The sequence below is a fragment of the Phyllobacterium sp. GQ127 genome, from assembly GCF_059758635.1.
In genome coordinates this window covers 1-19,991 of sequence record NZ_JCAXDZ010000008.1, presented here as the reverse complement: position 1 = coordinate 19,991, position 19,991 = coordinate 1, and the positions used below count along the sequence as shown (strand labels likewise).

The 19,991-nt window shown below is 52.2% G+C and carries 19 protein-coding genes and 1 pseudogene; 13 read left to right on the top strand and 7 right to left on the bottom strand.

Going from position 1 to position 19,991, the window contains the following annotated elements:
• Positions 1 to 50 precede the first annotated feature (50 nt).
• Positions 51 to 1,778: a Na/Pi cotransporter family protein gene (locus AC6CHM_RS21430; protein ID WP_440810324.1), complete on the top strand. Its 1,728-nt coding sequence runs from the start codon at positions 51 to 53 to the stop codon at positions 1,776 to 1,778.
• A 114-nt stretch (positions 1,779 to 1,892) separates the two neighbouring features.
• On the top strand, positions 1,893 to 2,915 hold the full coding sequence (locus AC6CHM_RS21425; protein WP_498174726.1) for a DUF808 domain-containing protein: 1,023 nt from the start codon (positions 1,893 to 1,895) through the stop codon (positions 2,913 to 2,915).
• Positions 2,916 to 2,921: 6 nt separating this feature from the next.
• Here the strand turns inward: AC6CHM_RS21425 and AC6CHM_RS21420 are convergent, their stop codons facing one another.
• Positions 2,922 to 3,887: a magnesium and cobalt transport protein CorA gene (locus AC6CHM_RS21420; protein WP_498174724.1), complete on the bottom strand. Its 966-nt coding sequence runs from the start codon at positions 3,885 to 3,887 to the stop codon at positions 2,922 to 2,924.
• A 261-nt stretch (positions 3,888 to 4,148) separates the two neighbouring features.
• Positions 4,149 to 5,477 (bottom strand): aminotransferase-like domain-containing protein, encoded by a 1,329-nt coding sequence (locus AC6CHM_RS21415; protein ID WP_498174722.1) that lies wholly within the window; start codon positions 5,475 to 5,477, stop codon positions 4,149 to 4,151.
• Positions 5,478 to 5,580: 103 nt separating this feature from the next.
• On the opposite strand from AC6CHM_RS21415, the gene AC6CHM_RS21410 reads away from it, so the two are divergent.
• From AC6CHM_RS21410 to AC6CHM_RS21375, 8 genes are all read left to right on the top strand, one after another.
• Positions 5,581 to 6,603: an ABC transporter substrate-binding protein gene (locus AC6CHM_RS21410; RefSeq protein ID WP_498174720.1), complete on the top strand. Its 1,023-nt coding sequence runs from the start codon at positions 5,581 to 5,583 to the stop codon at positions 6,601 to 6,603.
• Entirely contained in the window at positions 6,593 to 7,480 is an 888-nt protein-coding gene (locus AC6CHM_RS21405; RefSeq protein ID WP_336441690.1) for an ABC transporter substrate-binding protein, read from the top strand. Before AC6CHM_RS21410 ends, AC6CHM_RS21405 begins: the two co-directional genes overlap by 11 nt.
• Positions 7,477 to 8,436, top strand: coding sequence for an amino acid ABC transporter permease (locus tag AC6CHM_RS21400; RefSeq protein ID WP_498174718.1), 960 nt, complete (start codon positions 7,477 to 7,479; stop codon positions 8,434 to 8,436). The genes AC6CHM_RS21405 and AC6CHM_RS21400 overlap by 4 nt, the downstream gene beginning before the upstream one ends.
• On the top strand, positions 8,433 to 9,212 hold the full coding sequence (locus AC6CHM_RS21395) for an amino acid ABC transporter ATP-binding protein (protein ID WP_336441692.1): 780 nt from the start codon (positions 8,433 to 8,435) through the stop codon (positions 9,210 to 9,212). Before AC6CHM_RS21400 ends, AC6CHM_RS21395 begins: the two co-directional genes overlap by 4 nt.
• Positions 9,213 to 9,278: 66 nt before the next feature.
• The gene (locus tag AC6CHM_RS21390; protein ID WP_498174715.1) at positions 9,279 to 10,457 is read left to right on the top strand and encodes a M20 aminoacylase family protein; all 1,179 of its coding nucleotides are present in this window, start codon (positions 9,279 to 9,281) and stop codon (positions 10,455 to 10,457) included.
• Positions 10,458 to 10,836: 379 nt separating this feature from the next.
• A complete protein-coding gene (locus AC6CHM_RS21385; protein ID WP_498174713.1) occupies positions 10,837 to 11,106 on the top strand; it encodes a hypothetical protein in 270 nt (89 codons plus the stop codon).
• Positions 11,107 to 11,194: 88 nt separating this feature from the next.
• Positions 11,195 to 11,560 (top strand): HVO_A0114 family putative DNA-binding protein, encoded by a 366-nt coding sequence (locus tag AC6CHM_RS21380; protein WP_498174711.1) that lies wholly within the window; start codon positions 11,195 to 11,197, stop codon positions 11,558 to 11,560.
• A gap of 41 nt (positions 11,561 to 11,601) precedes the next feature.
• Complete coding sequence (locus AC6CHM_RS21375; RefSeq protein ID WP_498174709.1) at positions 11,602 to 11,922, top strand: hypothetical protein; 321 nt, start codon at positions 11,602 to 11,604, stop codon at positions 11,920 to 11,922.
• A gap of 295 nt (positions 11,923 to 12,217) precedes the next feature.
• On the opposite strand, the gene katE is transcribed toward AC6CHM_RS21375, so the two are convergent.
• The 4 genes from katE to AC6CHM_RS21355 all read right to left on the bottom strand — a co-directional run bounded on the left by katE (position 12,218) and on the right by AC6CHM_RS21355 (position 16,124).
• On the bottom strand, positions 12,218 to 14,332 hold the full coding sequence (gene katE / locus AC6CHM_RS21370) for a catalase (protein WP_498174707.1): 2,115 nt from the start codon (positions 14,330 to 14,332) through the stop codon (positions 12,218 to 12,220).
• Positions 14,333 to 14,371: 39 nt separating this feature from the next.
• Complete coding sequence (locus AC6CHM_RS21365) at positions 14,372 to 14,863, bottom strand: YciE/YciF ferroxidase family protein (RefSeq protein WP_498174705.1); 492 nt, start codon at positions 14,861 to 14,863, stop codon at positions 14,372 to 14,374.
• 72 nt (positions 14,864 to 14,935) lie between these two features.
• On the bottom strand, positions 14,936 to 15,586 hold the full coding sequence (locus AC6CHM_RS21360) for a DUF6766 family protein (RefSeq protein ID WP_498174703.1): 651 nt from the start codon (positions 15,584 to 15,586) through the stop codon (positions 14,936 to 14,938).
• 139 nt (positions 15,587 to 15,725) lie between these two features.
• Positions 15,726 to 16,124: a GFA family protein gene (locus tag AC6CHM_RS21355; protein ID WP_498174701.1), complete on the bottom strand. Its 399-nt coding sequence runs from the start codon at positions 16,122 to 16,124 to the stop codon at positions 15,726 to 15,728.
• Between the two features lie 181 nt (positions 16,125 to 16,305).
• On the opposite strand from AC6CHM_RS21355, the pseudogene AC6CHM_RS21350 reads away from it, so the two are divergent.
• Positions 16,306 to 17,094, top strand: a pseudogene (locus AC6CHM_RS21350) (DUF763 domain-containing protein); the annotation flags it as partial.
• 135 nt (positions 17,095 to 17,229) lie between these two features.
• Here the strand turns inward: AC6CHM_RS21350 and AC6CHM_RS21345 are convergent.
• Entirely contained in the window at positions 17,230 to 17,769 is a 540-nt protein-coding gene (locus tag AC6CHM_RS21345) for a hypothetical protein (RefSeq protein WP_498174699.1), read from the bottom strand.
• Between AC6CHM_RS21345 and AC6CHM_RS21340 the strand changes: the two genes are divergently transcribed.
• Together AC6CHM_RS21340 and AC6CHM_RS21335 are read left to right on the top strand one after the other, a co-directional pair.
• Complete coding sequence (locus AC6CHM_RS21340; protein ID WP_498174697.1) at positions 17,768 to 18,133, top strand: low affinity iron permease family protein; 366 nt, start codon at positions 17,768 to 17,770, stop codon at positions 18,131 to 18,133. The two genes, AC6CHM_RS21345 and AC6CHM_RS21340, sit on opposite strands and share 2 nt — an antisense overlap.
• 880 nt (positions 18,134 to 19,013) lie before the next feature.
• A partial coding sequence (locus AC6CHM_RS21335; RefSeq protein ID WP_498174695.1) for a putative Ig domain-containing protein occupies positions 19,014 to 19,991 on the top strand: 978 nt, incomplete at its 3' end.

The following is a 19,991-nucleotide window of genomic DNA, read 5'->3' as shown; positions in this document are numbered from 1 at the left end:
ATGCAGGCAGATCAATGGACCGCGCCTTGGCGCTATGGGGATAAGACGCAATGGATATAGATATTTTCAAGGATATTCTCGTGCCGGTGATCGGTGGGCTCGGAATATTCATGCTTGGTCTGGAATTCATGTCGAATGGCATCCAGGCACTTTCGGTCAACAAGATGCGGGCATTTCTGGCCAAAGCCGCAGGAACCCCGATAAAAGGTGTTGTGGCCGGTACGCTGATCACGGGCGTTATTCAATCATCAACAGCGATGACTGTTATGGTAGTAGGCCTGGTGAACGCCGGGGTCGTTGGATTGAGGCCTGCCATCAGTGTCATAATGGGAGCGAATATCGGCACCACACTTGGCAATGGCTTGATTGCGCTCCCTCTTGGGCCGCTCGGTCTGATCTTTGCCGGCCTTTTCTCGTTGGTCTATTGTTTTTCGAAGAATGACAAAGTGCGCAACATCGCGCTTGCCTGCATGGGCTTTGCCCTGATTTTCTACGGGTTGAACCTGATGACCGGTGGTCTAAGACCGCTCCGAAATATCCCGGAAGTGATGTCGGTTCTTTCTACCCTCCAGGCAGACTCTTATTTCAACCTGATCAAGTGCGTTCTTATCGCAGCTGGTGTAACCGCGATGATCCACTCATCCTCGGCTACAATCGGTATCGTCATGGGGTTGGGCGCTGCCGGTGTGCTTGACTGGACCACTGCGGTCGCCTTTTCTCTTGGCGCGGATCTTGGAACCACAATTACCTCCTGGATAGCATCCCTGAACTTGTCCAAGAATGCCAAACGCGCCGCTTATGCGCATATGTCATTCAATATTATCGGCGTGTGTATCACCGTGCCTCTGTTCTTCGTCTCGATCGAAGTTCTTGCGTGGGCGATGCAGTGGTTTGGGGGTGATCCGGGCGTTCCTGTTGTCGTGGAGGGTAAGGAAACTTTCCCGCTTGTTCCGGTTGCCGTTGGTCTTTATTCCACATTCTTCAACGTATTCAATACGGCGTTGCTCTTTCCTTTCGTAGGCGTGTTTGAGAGCGTATTGGCACGGATCGGTCGTACCGACGCTGAGGACGCGGAAGATTATTCGACACCCAAATTCCTCGACCGTAAACTTGCCGGGGATTTTGCAAAAGCAATCCCGGCAGTTCAGCAGGAAACTGCTCGTCATCTTCAGGCTGGCGCCATGTTTCTGGATATTGCACGGTCTGCAAAATCCGCACCGTCCGATCCGGGTGAACATTATCTTGCTACCGATATTCTCAGTCGCGATATACGTGAATATACAGCTTCGCTGATGAAAGAAGACTTGCCTTACGAACAGCTGGATCTTGTCGCCAGCCTGATTGAAGAGGCGGATTTCACCGCTGCATTGACTGAGTCGCTTCATCAGGTCGCCCGACGCGTGAAACGTGAAGAATTCAGTTCAGCAGCGCGCGTCATCGTTGATGTTGCTCTCGACAAGCTTGATGCGTCGTTGCAGGGTATTATGCCGGACTACGGTGTCACCAACCCACCGATGCCAGCGGGCCACATAAGCATTCCGGATGTGGAGGAATTGCGCGCGAGAACCTTGGCGCTGGGACCGAATGCCGGTGCTGCCGAGCGTGGAACAATTCTGGCACTTCTCGGCTCTATTGAACGTGCCGAAATTCTCATTGAGCGTATCGAAAGTGAACGAAAGTCAGTCAATCGCCAGAGCGTGCTTTCGAGAGCTGCGCAGAAACGCGAAAAGGTTCGCCCAATGAACGAAGGCGGACTGAGCCCAATGCCTGCGGAGTAACGCGCATTGCCGAAATAGCTTGCGCGTGGCATCTTCTTTTGAAAGATGCCACGTTGCATTGATATCTGCGGATGCTAATCCGCTTTATAAATCCGGTTTCCTGGTGGAGGCTTAATGAGCATTGGACTGATCGCCCTCCTCGACGACATTGCGGCATTGGCGAAGGTTGCAGCGGCCTCTCTCGACGACATCGCTGGCCAGGCTGCGAAGGCCGGGGCGAAAGCAGCCGGTGTCGTAATCGACGATGCAGCAGTCACACCGCGCTATGTCACCGGATTTTCAGCCGCGCGAGAGCTGCCGATTATCGGCAAGATCGCCCTGGGGTCGCTCAAGAACAAACTTGTGATTTTGCTCCCCGCAGCACTGATCCTGAGCCTGCTTGCACCCCAGGCGATTACGCCTCTCCTCATGATCGGCGGCGTATATCTGTGTTATGAGGGCGTGGAGAAAATCTATGCGCTCCTGCTGCCGCATGCCGCCCATTCGCATGAGGCTGCACTTGAAACGGCCAGCATCGATTCCAAATCTCTTGAAGACGAGAAGGTTGCCAGCGCGATCAAGACCGATTTCATTTTGTCGGCTGAAATCATGGCCATCACGCTTGCGTCGCTTCCGTCGGGGAATGTACTGACGCAGGCCCTCATACTTGCAGTTGTGGGCATAGGTATCACACTGGTTGTTTATGGGGGTGTGGCCCTGATCGTTAAGGCTGACGACCTTGGCCTGGTGTTGGCGCGCTCGCAGACGGCAGCTCCCGTCGGCACGCTTTTGCGGGCAGTTGGCCGCGGGCTGGTTATGGGCATGCCCTATTTTCTGAAAGGGCTCGGTATCATCGGAACCGCCGCGATGATCTGGGTGGGCGGCGGTATCCTGGTGCACGGACTTGAGGGTTACGGTGCCGGGGCTATTGCTCATGCGATCGAAGGGGTGGGCGAGGTGGCAAGTCATGCCTTGCCTTCTGTCGGGTCCGTTGTCGCATGGGTCGTCGAGGCCGCCGGCGCGGGTGTTATCGGTATTATCGTCGGGTTGATTGCGATACCGGTCATGGGATACGTGGTCTCACCGATGTGGAAATTTTTAAAATCATGTCTTCCGCAACGCCGATCAAAGGAGCCGCTAGCGGATCCGAAGAAATGAAAGCTATTATATCCAGCGGGCGCGTTTGAAGCGAACGTAAAGCCCGATGCACAAGACGACGATTATCCCGAGAACAACGAAATAACCGTAGGTCGTTTTCAGTTCCGGCATATTATCGAAGTTCATACCGTAGATGCCGGCGATTGCTGTCGGGACGGCCAGAATGGCCGCCCAGGCCGCCAATTGCCGGGTTATCGTTCCCTGCCGCTGTTGTTCCAGCAGATTGCTCGCCTCGAAAACAGAGGTAATCACATCCCTCAGGCTGCCTACCATCGTCTCGACGCGGTGCATGTGTTGAAGTGCATCGCGGAAATAGGGCTTTGCCTCCTTGTCCAGGCACGGCAGGTCGAGATGTACAAGCTTGCCGCAAAGGTCCAGCATCGCGTCCAAAACCCGTTGAAAGAGAATAATTTCCCTTCGCAGCCTGAAAATGCGAGTGATCTGGTCACGATCAAGGAACGCGTCGAGCATCTTCCGTTCCATGTCGAGAACCGTGTCCTCGATCGTTCGTACTATAGGAAGGTAGCCGTCGATGATGAAATCGAGTATGGCATGCAATATATAATCGGTTCCATGGCGAAGGGTCTGAGGTGAGGTTTCCAGTCTGCCGCGCAATTCGCCATGGCCCCGATCCGAACCATGGCGCACCGTGATTATGTAGCGCTTTCCGACGAAAATCGCGGTTTCTCCATAGGTTATTCGGTCACCCGCAAGCTGCGCGGTTTTTGCGACGACAAAAAGCTGATCATCATAGGCGCTCAGCTTTGGCATCTGCAAAGAGCTGAGGGCATCTGCTATCGAAAGTTCATGAAGACCAAACCGGCCTTTCAGCAGTGAAAGTTCTTCAGGCGTGGGCTTGTGCAGCCCGATCCAGATGAAATCACAATCTGTTTCCGGGATGGACACTGCATCGAACGGTACGTCTTTCAATCGTTTGCCATCACGATAAAGATAACATGCGACGACGCTCATGCGCGTCCATTTGGGATTAGGATCACGAGAAGTACTCCGCAGAAACGATCAGTCATGACTTGATAGCCATTGTTGAGTGACAAGCGTGTGAACCAATTTCGCCTCGGCTGTATTTCGGGTGGGGTCTCAAGACACAGCCGTTCGCTGTAAACGATAAGTGCAGCGACCAAAGGCTTCGTCAAGGAGCGTGTTGCGGGCATTGCGTTCGTGGCCGGCGTATCTACGTTGGCCTTCCCCTTGCAAACGAAAACGTGAAATTATTCAACGATGCACTGCCGCCAGAGCAATGGCATCGGCCACCTCCTTGCAGCGATTTGACAAAGTGGCCGTAGCCACCCGCAGGTGGCTGCTGGGGAGAATTGAAAATTTGGCTCCGGGATGAACAGCTATGCCGCGCGCCGCCATTGTCACCATGGCAAAGGGCTCGGACGAAACGCAAACCCAAGCGCATAAGCCTCCGCCAGAAGCTGCTTCGACATTTCTTTCCCGCAATGCCGCAACAAGGTTGCCGCGTCTTGTCTGGTAGATTGCCCGCGCCTGGCGCAATGTTTCGTGTGTTGCTTCATCGCGCAGCAGCCAAGCCGCTGCTGCCTGCAGGATACGGCTTGTCCAGCCTGCGCTAAAGCTGCGATAAGACTGTATCTGTTCAACGATCGCCCGCGAACTTGAAAGCACAGCCAGGCGCAGATCAGGGCCATGCGTTTTTGAATAAGACAAAATATGGATGACCCGGTCGGGATAAAAACGGCCAAGCGAATGCCTCGGGGCCTCGCTAATATCGGCAACGCCATCGTCTTCAACAATCAATGTATCGGTCTCACGCAAAATCTCGGCCAAGCGCTCCATGCGCTGCGGACTGACGCTCTGGCCTGTGACGGAGTGAACACGTGGCTGAAACAGGAAGGCAACCGGCCGAAATTTCAGCGCTTCCTCCAGCGATGAAGGTGTTGGGCCCTCATTATCGCACGTCACGGGAATGATACGCACACCGCGATCTTCCAGAATATCCAGCAAGCGCATCCCGGTGGGGTCTTCTACCGCTACGCTGGCGCCCGGAAGGACCAGAGCGTGTATCAGTGTATAAACAGCATTGTAGCCACCATTTGTTGCAAGGAAGGCTTCCGGCTCATAGGGCCAGGTCTTTCTTGCTTCGATTTCCAATTCGGGAAGGATGCGGCTGCGCTCATAGCTATTAAGATTTTCAGCCGAAGCACCATAAGCCATGGCCTGGGCAAGTTGGGGCAGCAGCGTGACATCCGGCACGGCGGCAGTGAGATCCAACGCGCCCTTTCCGTAATTGCCAACACTCGCCAGACGCGCCGGCTGCGCCATAAAACGGTCACCGCTGACCCATGTTCCATTGCGGCCTCGCCCGCTGATAATCTTTTGCCGACGTAACTCATGCCATGCATGGGAAATGGTTGCAGGGCTAATTCCGAGCGCAAAAGCAAGATCGCGGATGGCCGGGAGCTTGGTTCCCACGGGCAATGCGCCCCCACGGATTAATGCGCTGGTTTCTATTGCAATACCGCGAATTGTCCGGTCCTTCAGCTTTTGAGCAAACCAGTCGGCGTCCCGCGCGTCATTCATTTCATCACCCATTTTTAAATGTTCAATAACGTAATAACATTTGATCACCTGAATTTGAACATTTAACGTGAGGTGGATCAGAAAAAATTGTGAGTGACTGTCTATGCCGATTACCCTTCGTCTTGCTCTCCGGGATTGGGATTATATGACCCCTCTCGTTTTAGGGGACGTGACCTCGCCAAAACTTGATATCGAGGTTGATCGCGTAGGCACATTGATTCCGCATGTGGGAAAGAGCGACGCCTATGACGCCGCGGAAGTGTCCTTCAGCCGTTTCACCCAGCTGTGCTTTGAAGGCGATAAAAGCATAGTCGGCATTCCAAATTTCATCATGCGGGGTTTCAGGCACCGCTGCATCATCACGACCAAAGACAGTCCAGTTCGAAAACTGGCCGATCTTGCGGGTAAACGTATCGGGGTCACTGGCTGGCGTGACTCTGGCAATACGTGGACGCGGGCAGCGCTTCGCAGGGAAGGCGTAGGTGTTGAAGATGCAATGTGGTATGCGGGCAGGCTGACAGCGGCTCATCCAATTACCGATCGTCTCGATGGCTTTGGCCGCCCCGGAAGGATTGAAGCCGCACCCGGCGAAAAACCAATGGTCGACATGTTGGTGGATGGCGAACTGGATGCGATCTTCACGCCCTTTATGCCGGATGGCTTTTTTTCAGAAGGTTCCTCCTTCCGGCAGGTTCTCGCCGATTTTCGGAGTGCTGAGCGGCATTATTTTGATGAGGTTGGCTATGTTCCCGGCATGCACCTTATCGGCATCAAAGCCGATATTGTGGCCGAGCATCCGTGGATCATCCCCGAGCTTAGCAATCTGATCGATGAATCCCAACGTGTCTGGCTAAACAAGCGTCGTAAATATGCCGAGACAACGCCGTGGATGTTCGATGAGCTTCTCCGGTGCTCCTCCGATCTGCCGGCGGGCTGGAATGCGAGCGGCTTTGCCGAAAATCACGCGATGATAAAGGGCTTCATCGATGAACTTTATACCCAAGGGATTCTCCCGCAGCGGCTTTTGCCGGAGCTACTTTTTCCGCTCGACATTGATGGCAGTGATACCAGCATTGCCATTGCAAAAATGAAAATGAAAATAAAGGGGAATGAACATGTTGCATAAAAATTTAGCCTGTCTCGCACTGGCGAGTGTAATGATCTGCGGCTCTGCTTTGGCGCAAGAAAATGCCACCAAGCTTCCGGTAAATGATGAACTCCACGCCAAACTGCCCGAAAATATTCGCTCGGCTGGAAAAATGATATCCGTCAACAACGGATCGTTCCCGCCCTATGAAATTGTAACAGGAACGGAAATGACGGGCGCAAGTGCAGACCTGACGGATGCGCTGGGTCAAATACTTGGAGTCAAGATCGAACACGCGACTGTCGGCGGGTTGCCTGCTCTTCTGGCGGGCGTCAATTCCGGCCGTTATCAGTTCGCGTTCGGCCCGGTTGGTGATTTCAAGTCACGGGAAGAGGCCAATGATTTTGTCGATTGGGTTCAGGAGTTTGTGGTTTTCGCCGTGCAGAAGGGCAATCCGAAAGCGATAACTTCGCTGGATTCCGCGTGCGGGCAGCGCATTGCTGTGATGGCGGGTGGTTCGGCTGAAAAGGTGATCAAGGTTCAGGCCGAGAAATGCAAAACGGATGGCAAGGAGCCGATTGAGGTTCAGTCGTTTACCGACCAACCAAGTTCCATTTTAGCAGTGCGTTCGAAGCGTTCCGACGCATTCTTCTCGTCGCAAGCACCGCTTACCTATTTCGTTACCCAAGCCAATGGTCAGCTTGAATTGACCGGGGTTGGTCAAAAAAACGGTTTTGAGAACCTCTACCAAGGCGCGGTTGTGCCGAAAGGCTCGCCGCTCGGGCCAGTTTTGCGTGATGCTATAAAAGTGCTTATGGACAACGGCACCTATGCAGCGATCATGAAAAAATGGGGCCTTGAGAACAATATGCTCAAGGAGCCTGGTATAAATCTTGGCGGGACATTGCCGAAATGAGCAGAGTTGATGAAGGATTGATGCCGCCCGGCGGCGGCATCGGAAAGGACGTTGCCGAGGCCCACGTTCCGTTTCCAAAAGGGCGCTTTGCCGCCTGGCTCCTGACCCTGGCAATTGCAGCCTATTGCGCATGGTCGGTCGCCAAGAACGATAATTTCGGATGGCCGGTCGTTGCGGAATATTTTTTCGATCCGACCGTGATAAGCGGGCTTTACGTCTCGCTCGGCCTGACGGTTGTCGCAATGGTGATCGGCATCGCCGTCGGCTTGCTCCTTGCCGTTGCAAGGATGTCGAAGGACGGGCTGGCCAAGTCATTGGCCTCGCTTTTCATCTGGTTCTTTCGAGGAACACCGCTGCTTGTGCAGCTGATTTTCTGGTACAATCTCTCCACACTATTTCCCACAATATCGATCGGCATTCCGTTCGGACCCACCTTCATGAGCTGGGATACCAATTCGGTAATCAGCCCGATGACTGCTGCGATCGCAGGACTTGCCCTGAATGAAGCGGCTTATATGGCCGAAATTATTCGCGGCGGCCTTCTATCGGTCGACCGGGGACAATTTGAAACTGCGGAGTCCTTCGGCATGACGCGTGCCCGCGCGCTCCGTCGCATCATCATACCTCAGGCTATGCGTTCAATTGTTCCGCCGACCGGCAACCAGCTGATCAGCATGATCAAGGCAACGTCGCTTGTCAGCGTTATTGCGATGGCGGATCTGCTTTATTCCGTTCAGTCGATTTACAACCGTACCTTTGAAGTTGTTCCGATGCTGCTTGTTGCTGTCATCTGGTATCTTCTCATCACGTCGGTCTTGAATATCGGGCAGAGTTATATCGAACGCTATTACAGCCGTGGCGACCGCCAATCGGGAGCCGGTAAGGCGGCGCGGGACGACGCTCCAGCGGCGACTGCCGTGCCTTCCCGTAACGTGGCGCAGGAGATGGCACAATGAACGCAATCGTCGATACAGCTCCGCTTGTTAGAGCGCGAAATGTGCACAAATCTTATGAGCAACTGGAAGTTCTCAAAGGCATTGACCTTGATGTTGCGCCGGGTGAAGTGGTGGTTGTTCTCGGGCCTTCGGGCTCAGGTAAATCCACCTTTCTGCGCTGCATCAACCATCTGGAATCAATCAATCGAGGGTCGATTGAAGTGGATGGCGAGCAGATAGGGTATAAGCTCCACAAGGACCGGCTGCAACGGTTGTCAAATTATTCCATCGCCCTGCAAAGACGCAAGATCGGCATGGTTTTCCAACAGTTCAACCTCTATCCGCACATGACAGCCTTACAGAACATTATGGAGGCACCTGTTGGTATTCATGGCGAGAGCCGCAAAGAAGCGGCTGAAAACGCGCGAAAACTTTTGAAGCGGGTTGGCCTTTCGGAAAAGGAAGACAGCTATCCGCGGCAATTGTCTGGCGGACAGCAACAGCGCGTAGCTATCGCCCGTGCGCTGGCAATCAAGCCAAAGTTGATGCTCTTTGATGAGCCGACATCTGCACTCGATCCGGAACTTGTCGGTGAAGTGCTGGCGACCATGCGCGATTTGGCAGACCAAGGGCTGACAATGATCGTTGTGACCCACGAGATCGGGTTTGCCCGCGAAGCGGCTGATCGCGTCGTGTTCATGGATGATGGCAAAGTGGTTGAGCACGGAAAGCCGGAAGATGTTCTTGGTAATCCTCAGCACCCGAGAACGAGAAGCTTCCTTTCGCGCTTCATTTAGCCTATCCGCATCGAAAAAGCGCCACCCGTTCCAGGGTGGTTTTATCCCCAAATCACCGGAATGATCATGACACCTGCTAATGACTTTGCTCGCCTTGCCGATTTTGACTCGATGAAAAGCGAAATGACCCGGATCCGGCATCACCTTCACGCCAATCCTGAGCTTTCGTTCGAGGAGGCCGAAACTGCGCGTTTCGTTGCAGAAAAGCTTGAGGCTTGGGGATATGAGGTCACCCGCAATGTCGGCGGTCATGGCGTGGTCGCCCGTCTGACCGTAGGCGCGGGAACCAAGAGCATTGCCATTCGGGCGGATATGGATGCTTTGCCGATCGAAGAGCAAACCAATCAGCCATATGCCAGCAAGTTTACGGGAAAGATGCATGCCTGCGGTCACGATGGCCATACGACAGTACTGCTGGGAGCAGCCGAATATCTCGCGCGGACACGCCGTTTCAGCGGAACAGTGAACCTCATCTTCCAACCTGCCGAAGAAGCAGGAGGATGGAGTGGTGCGCAGGCAATGATCGCCGATGGTCTTTTTGAACGGTTCCCCTTTGACGCGATTTTTGGCCTGCACAATCATCCGGGTGCACCGGAAGGGACATGGTTGATGCGCTCAGGTCCGCTTATGGCGGCAGCCGATACTGTCGAGATAAAGGTTCACGGCAAAGGCGGTCACGCCTCGCGCCCTCATCTGACAATTGATCCGGTCGTGATTGCCTGCAATATTGTGGTTGCTCTCCAGTCGGTCGTTTCCCGCAATATTGATCCCACGCAAACAGCGGTTGTAACGGTCGGAGCGATACATGGCGGGGAGGTGGCAAATGTCATTCCCGAAAGCGCAAGATTGCTTATCACCGTAAGGTCTTTTGATCCGAAAATCCGTGACCTTCTGGAGGCGCGCATCACCAAACTGGCAAGTGCCGTCGCCGATGGGTTTGGAGCAAAGACGGATATCAATTATACGCGGGGCAACCCGGTTGTCGTGAATTCGGAAACGGAAACCGGATTTGCGCGGACCGTGGCCGAGGAATTGGTTGGCGCGGATAAGGTTTCAATCTGCCCTCTTATTCCGGGCAGTGAGGACTTCTCACATTTTCTGCAACATAAGCCGGGAAGTTTCCTGCGTCTTGGTAATGGCGTGAATTCGCCAATTTTGCATAGCGACAAATATGATTTCTCGGATGAAAGCCTTACCGTCGGCGCAGCAATGTGGGCGCGGCTGACAGAGCGATATCTAGCATAATATTAAACCTGGTGTCTGGAAGCGGCCTGACTGCGGCGCTTAGACGATGGCTTTCAGTCCAGATTCCTTCAAGACGGTGGGATTAAAAGTTAGCTTTCCAATGAGCCATCGATTTGCTCCTTGATAGTTGAGCTAAACAAGTTTGCGGTGCTAGTGATTGCTGACCAGTGTCATTGAATGACCGAGATAGAGCCGATCGCGGACTGTGTACTTTTGCTCATCGCAATCAATCCCGGATCCTGGGAGTGTGACATTCCAACCTTGCAGAAACAGATGCATTCTAACTTTGCGGGTACAACTGCTTGAGCATAATGCCTCCTAAGGAATCCCATGAGATATTGAACTTGCTGCGGTTATCACTAAAGGATAACAGGTTGGCATGAGTGCGCGTGATACGAGTCTTGATACCCTGCTCGATCTGGACGGCCAAACAATGTTTGTCGGCGAGACGTATTGGGTCAAATTCGCCGTCAAAGCAGTCACGGCCACGCCGCAACGGCGGCACGGGTTGCGCTCTTCATTGACGTTACACGGACCAAGTGGGGAACGGCTGGTAGGCTTTGACAATGCTCACGCGATCTCAGCAGTGAGTGGGCCAGCCGCAAAGCGACGCAAAAGTACGACCACAAACACCGTTTCCGGACATTGAGGCCGTATGAGTACAGCGACACTGCCACATTACTGGAAGACTTCTGGAGCGACGTCGATGGCGTTTTGAAAGAGGTAGGAGTGATCAAATGACGAAGACGCTTCACGTTGGTATCGCAAGCTATGAGACGATGAAGAGCCGGACCATGGCGATTGCTCGAGGGCAACTTAAGCCGAAAAAGAACGATCCCCAAGTCTGGTTCACGTCCATCGAAAGCCTCGCAAAGGTTTTGTCCGATCGAAATCGGGCTCTCCTTGAGACGATCGTTAAACAAAAGCCAGCATCGATTGCGGAGTTGGAAACGATGTCGGGACGAGCAAAATCAAATCTAAGCAGAACATTACGAACGATGCAGCGATACGGTTTGGTTGAGTTGGAAAAGGGTGAGGGCGGCAAGCTTATCCCTCACGTCACTTACGACCGTATTGCATTGGAGATGCCTGCATACTCCTGACGTTGCGAAACCATGGCGTTTCCGATGTTGGGCAGGATCGTTTGAATGCGGGCATTTCGCTTCATTTCGACAGCGTCAAAGAAGAGGTCATTGGCTCGGATCATGTTGAATATCTGCTTGGGGTGCGAACGCAGTTTTCGTTCGTTTGGCCGCTGTTGTTCCTGCCCTTGCCAAATCGTGAACTGTTCGGAACAAGAAGGATAACCAACTGCACTGTGATCCTTCATTTTTATTATAAGCCGCCACAACAGGCTTTGAGTGAGATTGTAGCCATCTGCGCTACAATCGAAACTCGTAAAAATTGGGCTGTTATCGGCATTTTCAAAGGAACGTTGCCTGACAGCTTTCATTTTTGTGCATGATGCATGTATCTTGCCAATTGCAAGGATCGCCCTTGTCGTTGGCCAAGAGGTTTTGATCTCCCGGATTATGATGTTCTCCTATCGCATAACAAAAAGAGGAGAATGATGATTGGAATCGGAATTCCGAGTAACTATAGAAGAATACCGCGGCCTATGGGAAACCTCCTGTAATGACCTGTCAAGTCACGAATGTTTAAGCTCACACAGCTGATATTTTAATGCTCTGATGATGGATTAGTTCCATCTGGAATCATTTTCAAAGACGGAGTGCACTGCGCTCCGTAAGATTGTTTTGCTAATGCATTTTCACATTTGGTTCGCGTGACCAGATGCGCAACTTTCCAAGCTGCATGATAAACTTCGCGATATCGTCCGGTCCGTTCAGCTGTATGACGCCTTCATCGAGTTGACCCGAAACTCCAGCCTTGTCGAGCAAGTTAACTGCTGATGCGTTGTAGCCGATAAACTTGCAATGGGTGAAAGCATCGGCCACGAAATCACGGGCAGTCGATTCCTTGACCAATTCTCTGACGCCTTGCTCTGAGGGCAGCAGAGCCACAGCATCATATAGAACTGACGGGCCGCCATCTATCATTTGATCTGCTTCTACAAACGTTCCATCAGACGCCGTGGCTCCGCTGACCGTCGGTGTGATGACCTCGAAAACAGCTTTCTGGGCTATTACTGCCTTTTGCAAATCTTTCAGTAGCGTCATATCAAATCCGTCGGTCAGCAGAATTCCGAGCTTTCTACCCTCAAATCTTTGGGGCCCGTTCTTGACAATGCTGAGCGCAGGAGAAGGGTCAAGATCCTGACGTGTGGGAACGGCCGCTTCCGCGGCGACAGGTATAGTTTTCAGACCAAGGCCCTTGGCGACCTTTGATGCCAGTGTCTCATCTATGTTCAAAAGATGCGAAACCATCCGTTCACGGATCACCGGAGTTTTTACCTTGCTGAGTTCAAAGGTCAAAGCGGCGATTATGTGCTTTTGTTCCGGTAAAGTTTGCGAGATGAAGAACTGACGGGCTTGGCTGTAGTGATCTGCAAAGGATTCAGCACGCAGCCTTACCTTTTGGCCGGACTCCACGTCAGCAAATGAGCGAAATCCTCTATCAGGTGACTCTCTTGGGCCTTCACCCCATGAATTTGGCTGATAGTTTACCCGCCCAACTGGATTGCGCATTGCCATATGCCCATCCTGCTGGAAGTGAGCAAAAGGACATTTTGGAGCGTTGATGGGAATATGCGTGAAATTGGGCCCGCCGAGCCTTTTCAGCTGTGTATCCAGATAAGAAAAATTACGTCCCTGGAGCAATGGGTCATTTGAGAAATCGATGCCGGGAGGGACGTTCTGGGTCATGAAGGCGACTTGTTCGGTCTCTGCAAAGAAGTTGTCCGGCATGCGGTCCAAAACGAGACGGCCAACGGGGATAGGACGAAGTATTTCTTCGGGAATGATTTTCGTTGAATCCAGAATGTCGAATTCAAAGCTATCGGCAAATTCTTGATCGAACAGTTGCACTTGCAGCTCCCACTCAGGGAACGCTCCCGACTGGATTGCATCCCACAGGTCACGGCGATGGAAGTCAGGGTCGGCACCGTTGATTTTAACCGCCTCGTTCCAGGCGATGGATTGCAGTCCGAGCTTCGGCTTCCAATGAAATTTGACGAAAGTCGACTCATCCTTCGCATTGACAAGTCGGAAGGTGTGGACCCCGAACCCTTCCATGAACCGGAATGAACGGGGAATGGCGCGATCGGACATTGTCCACATGATCATGTGCATGCTTTCGGGCGTCAGGCTGATAAAATCCCAGAAATTATCATGCGCTGACTGCGCCTGCGGAAAAGCGCGGTCCGGCTCTTCCTTTACCGCGTGAACCATATCCGGAAACTTTATAGCGTCCTGAATAAAGAACACCGGGATGTTGTTCCCGACCAGATCCCAGTTGCCTTCCTGCGTATAGATTTTGACGGCAAAACCTCTGACATCTCGTGCCAGATCAAAGGAACCCTTGCTGCCAGCCACCGTCGAGAATCTGACGAAAGCGGGGGTGCGTTCGCCCGCCCTTTGAAACAGGTCGGCCCGCGTGTACTGGGCCAAGGATTCGTAGGTTTCAAAAAATCCGTGAGCACCATAGCCACGTGCATGAACCACGCGCTCGGGAATGCGCTCATGATCGAAATGAAAAATCTTTTCACGAAAGTGGAAGTCCTCAAGCACAGTTGGTCCCCGTGCTCCTATCTTCAGCGAGTTTTGATCATCCGCTACCGGGCCACCTTGCGCCGTCGTGAGTATTGGAGTGTCGGTCGATGCCAGCTGATGCAGTTCTCCACCCGGACCGCGATGGAGTTTTTGATCATGGATCGTTGCGTTATCTGCCGGCGAACTTTTCGAAGATTTGGGCATTGTAGTCCCTCTATAGTCTAGTGCGGGAATTCGTGGTGATCAGCGCTTGACCCTGGAACCGTCCAAGGCATCGGCAAGTGCGTCAAGATCGGCTTCGGTCTGCATTTCTTCCTGTAGAGTGGTATCCAACAATTCGGCAGCATCTGAGTTACCGAGAGATGCCGCCAACTTTTTCAAAGCTTTATATTTTGCGATCTCATAATGCTCGACCGCCTGCGCACCGCCGGCAAGGCCGAGATCGAGAACGGGGCTGCTTTTATACTCGGCAATGATTAGTTCGCCTTCTTCAATTATCGCATCTATGCCTGCGCAGGTCTTTGCCACCACGGGTTGACCCGATGTTGCAAAAACTTTTTCGAGGCGACTGACATGCCCTTCAGTCTCCTTTCGGTGTTTATCAAATGCAGCTGTCAACTTGTCCGAAGTTGCAGCCGCCGACATCTTAGGCAGGGCTTGCAGAATTTTACGCTCGGCATAAAGGATTTCCTTCAAGCCATCATTGTAGAGGTCTTCGACTGATTTGTTTTGCATAATGCTGGTTCCTTTGCAGTCTTAACCTTGGTTGGAGAGACTGGTTCCCTCGCAAGAGGAAAATATATTCGCCTAAGCTCCGGTCTCACTGTCTCGTGCGGATACAGGCTTAGACTCAGGCGAGCCCTTGAAACGCAGGAAGATGGACAGAACAACCAGCATGGCGGTCGAAAAGAACTCTGACTGCCAGTTCTGGAAAGACTCAAACCAGAACTGGGAACTCGCAAAATGTTCAATCACACTGCGCGTGGCTTCGTGGTGCATGGTGGCTTGGGTGTTGTAGGACGCAGAACTGGCTATTAGATGCCCGACGAAGGAGGCTAAAAATAATATGGCCAAGGCCAGGCCCAGAGAATAGCGATAGATCCATCGGCCCATCGCAGAACGTCTTAGCCAAACAGGATACGACTTGGCCGTCAACTTGTCCTCGGCTGTTGAGGCTTCATCTGGATCACGCGACTCCGCAGACCCTTTTTGGAACAGCAAGGCAGTCAGCATGACGTAGAATGACATTTGCAGCCATTCGCTTTCCCAGTTTTCGAAGAGAGCCGATAGGAAAGACTCATCCATGGTATATCCGAGCAAAGTTAGGGGAGGCAGACCATGGCTGATGAGCTCAGCATTCTCTTGGTACCAGCCTGAGATACACATTCCGAGCAAACTACCCAGAAAGGCGAGGGTCAACACAATTGTCAAACCATTGTTCTTCAGCAATTTTTTCATTTTTTTAGAGCCTCCGGGTGGGCGTTAGATCGGCCGCCTCACACTCAACCCCCCTGCAAGGATGCGGTTCCGCCGATAAGGCATCGTTTTATAAAAGGAGGTGGCGCGGCTGCGCTCCAGCGCCATCCCGTGATTGAAATTACCAATCCTCTGTCCCTGCTTGGTTGGGAAGCCGCCTGCCACATGTAACCCACGGTAGACGAGATTGAGAATTATAATTGTAAGCGGGAATTGCCCTTTCCGGTTGGTCCAGTGTCCCAGTGTATATACCGACCTCATCCGATCCATCGTAATTCAGGGAGATCGGCGTTCCGCAATCGCCACAAAAACTTCTGGTCGCCAAGGGGGACGAACGCCGCTGTTTTGGCAGGGCTGACATCCATCTGAGCTTGTCCGATTTAACCCAACTTAAAACCGCAAATGCGCTACCTGTGGCGCGTCGGCACATGTCACAGTGGCAAAGATGAGTTCGCTCGATTTCAGCTAAATGAAATCTGACGATGCCGCATAAACAACCGCCACTGATTTGCTTTGGCATGATATGTCCTCCGGGACAGAAAACCCATCCGCCAATCTAATGTTCCGATACAACCAAAATTCGGGTCAGTTTTTGTAATTCATGCAAATGCCATGGAAGTTGTGTTTCATTACCACTGTCACCACATTCCACCTTAGAGCGTCTTGCGCAACGGATTGGAACAGAGGGGTTATAGCAATTAATGGCAAGACGAGCTGGCAGTGCGGATTTACCGCTGCACGGAGGACGGGTTCCCCGCTGGCTTGGCGATCGGATGACTAAGCTCGGAGCACTTATGTGCGAAGCGATCATTCACCATTACGGCCGGGATGAACTTTTACGTCGGCTTTCTCACCCATTCTGGTTTCAGTCCTTTGGTGCAGTGATGGGCATGGACTGGCACTCCTCAGGTATCACAACCAGTGTGATCGGCGCGTTGAAACGTGGCCTTACCCCAATGTCGCATGAATTGGGAATTCATGTTTGCGGCGGGCGCGGCTCTCACTCGCGAAAAACGCCTTCGGAGCTGAATGCGATTGGAGAGCGTGTAGGAATTGACGCAAGAGCTCTGGGACAGGCAAGCAGACTGGTCGCAAAAGTCGACAGTGCCGCCTTGCAGGACGGATTTGATCTTTATCTCCACGGTTTCATCGTTGCTGATGATGGAAAGTGGGTGGTTGTCCAGCAGGGAATGAATGGGAATAGTCGGCAGGCAAGACGTTATCACTGGCTGTCTGAAGGGCTGACCAGCTTTGTCGATGCTCCTCATGCCGCAATCGAAGGTCAGCAAGTCGGAAATATTATCAACCTTGCTGATCGTCGCGCATCGGACTCGCGGGTACAGCAAATCGAGGTTTTGAAGACATTGAATCCTGGCCGGATTGTCGAGGAGGTGGCAACTCTCGAGGGGACGCCTGCAGTCAAGCCGACCCTTTCCGACCAAATGGTGCTGCCGCACCTTCGTAACAAGTCCGCCAATATGCGGCGCATATAACCGGTTACCTCTGTTTTCCCTGGATGCCTTCCTCATCCTTCGTCGGGCCATCACCGTTTAACAGATCAAAGTAACAGCCGCTCATTCGTTTGCTCCCAATGAAAGTTCAAGGTGGAGGAAAGGCTGCACGACCTATTCTTGACACAAGAGGTCGTCCGATCTTCCCGTTGCCCTGCTTCTTCTCTTTTGTTCTTTGATACGGCGCTTGGCGGTGCGAATGTCTTTTTCTTGTTTCCGCTCCAGCGCCCTTTCGCGGTTGACCGCCAGCGTGCTGAGAACACCCGGATCTTTAATTCCCCGGTCACAGAAGTTCATGATGGTCGTGGCCAATCGGCTGCTATGTTCGTGGTTGTGGGGATGACGGTTCAAAGCGTGGGAAGCCAGGCGGTGAGCTTCGATCAATAACTGCGAGTGAGCGCTGCCGTATCCAAGTTCTTGAAACGTTGAGAAAGCCACTGGTTTCTCCTCTGAATTCAATTTTGTGGCTCCAACCTCAACTTCTTCGCGGGAGCGAGGGGCCGAGCCTGCAGTCAGTGAAGTGTCAACGCCTCTGACAGCAAGACATTCAACAGCCTTACTCAAAGAAGATTCCTTTCGCGTGCGCAAATCAGAAACTTCATGAGACTGACCGCGTTTAATTAGTTGAATGAACCGAGCTGCAGGTGTCGCCATGCCCCTGAACAAGAGTTTTACCAAGTTAGTGAACAAAGTTGCCATAGCGGGCCGGTCATCCCGTCACATTCATAATATGCGTCGCGTCTGTGCTCGGCTGGGCAATTACAGGTCCGGTATTTGGATTTTCCAAAACCTGGCAGCTGTTCGTCAACATCCGAACGATTGTGATCTTCCTTATCCACACACTCAGTACCGTGACGGCGTAGCGATCCAAGCAAAGCTTGATGAACTTATTGGCGCAAGCGAGGCGAAAAGTAACTTCATCGGGATTGAGCACTTGACTGAGAAAGAGGTCGAGGAATTTCGCAAAAGATTTGAGAAGACGGCGGAGGAAGCTGCCGAGGAGAAGCAGGCGGCTTAACCTTCTATCATTCGTCGGTATAAGGTGCACCAGTCCGAGGTACTCTGGTTGTTCGGGAAGTTGATAAATGTTCCGCCTGCCAGCCTTATCGACACGTGTCGATTAAGCAGCCATCACATCCGCAAGCGTGCTTAGATTCTTGAACCTTAATCTGCTTGGCAGTTTGATACCACGCGAATGCCCTACACGTTCTCCAACACAGTACGTGCTCGGTACAACGCGGTTAGTGAATAATCATTTCAATACAAGACTTTAATAAGAGTTGTAGACGTATGCGCTACAATCCAAATCGATGAAAATTAGCCTATTAACGGCATTTTCAAAGGAAGGATTCTGACAACTTCCCTGTTTGTACGCGGCCGTAAGGGGTATGTTCGACGGTGATTGTTTTGACAGGTGCAAGGCTTCTAGGGGTGGCAACTGAAGGACATTCGCTTTTGTCGATACTTTAAAAAAGAATCACAATTCTTTTAGTTTATGTCTTTCATAGGGATTCTTCTGATAAAACCATGCTGTTGTTCGACACGCCGATGCAATACCAGTAAAATACTTCCTCTGCTGTTGCTGTTCATCGTAATGTTTAATTTGTTTATAGATTATTAGCATGAATTAATATCAAAAATATATTTGTATTATTATTATGATATTTTGAAGCCATATTCATCTTTGAGAAAAGTCACCGTCCACCCATTTAGACACGCATCTATGATTTATTGCAGGTGTTGTCGAGAATAGATTGACTTTTTTTACTGAAATGACATTCAATCGGTGGCGGTGAGATATCAGATTTATTTGATATTCCCCGTTGCGGTATATTAGGGCGATTCGGACTGTACTTGGGGCCAAACAAAATACTTAGCCGACGGCGAAGTGGGGGGATATGGGAAAATTATCAGCTTTTGGAGGCCGGATCAGTTATGTTCCGGGCACCTTGTTTGCCATCTGTGTGGTTTTTCTCATCGCTTTCGGCGCGGGCTTGCTGTTCACTGCTCCCGCTTCGGCGCAGAACTGCGGCCCCTACAATATTTCAGTGGCCCATGGAGGTTCAACACAGCTTACAGTTACATGCGATCCCTTTGGCCTGAATAATCCTTCCGTCCTCACGCAACCGGCGCATGGAACAATAACTGTTCTGAATATCAATTCAGGGCTGATTGAATATTCGCACAATGGCGGCGCTGATGTCGCAACGTCCGACAGCTTCGTCCTCGCAGGCGCTTCAGCCCAGCAGATACAGGTTTTTGTCACGATCGGACCTGCCTCAACAATGACTATTTCGCCGGGCTCCCTCGGCTCCATGCGTGCGGGAGTCAGCTTCAGCCAAACACTCTCGGCAAGTGGTGGTGTTGCGCCCTATACATTCTCGCTTGTATCTGGTGGCGTGCCAGGGATAACCCTCAGTGGCAGCACTCTCTCAGGGACCCCAACTGAACGAGGCGCGCATACACTGGTTGTCGAGGCAACTGATAGTGTTGGTACGACTGCACAGAAATCCTACGGGGTGACTGTCGCCAATCCAATCCTCACGACGGCGCCGCTCAGTCACAGCATGGCCGTGGGGCAACCAAGTACAGCATCAATCACAACCACTGGCGGCATCGCGCCATATACTTATGAAGTCAATCCCGGAAGTGGGACATTGCCTCCAGGCATTAGTCTTGCATCAAACGGCGGTTTGACAGGGACACCCACTGCTGCCGGAACTTTTACGTTCGACGTTGTGGCGAGGGAGAGCAGCACCAGTTCGGATTGTAACTGCCCATTCTTCAAACTGGATACTGTTACAATTACTGTGGCAAATGTGGCTCCGCCGGTTGCCAACGCGGTCTCGGCAACGATTGCCTTCAACTCGAATGCC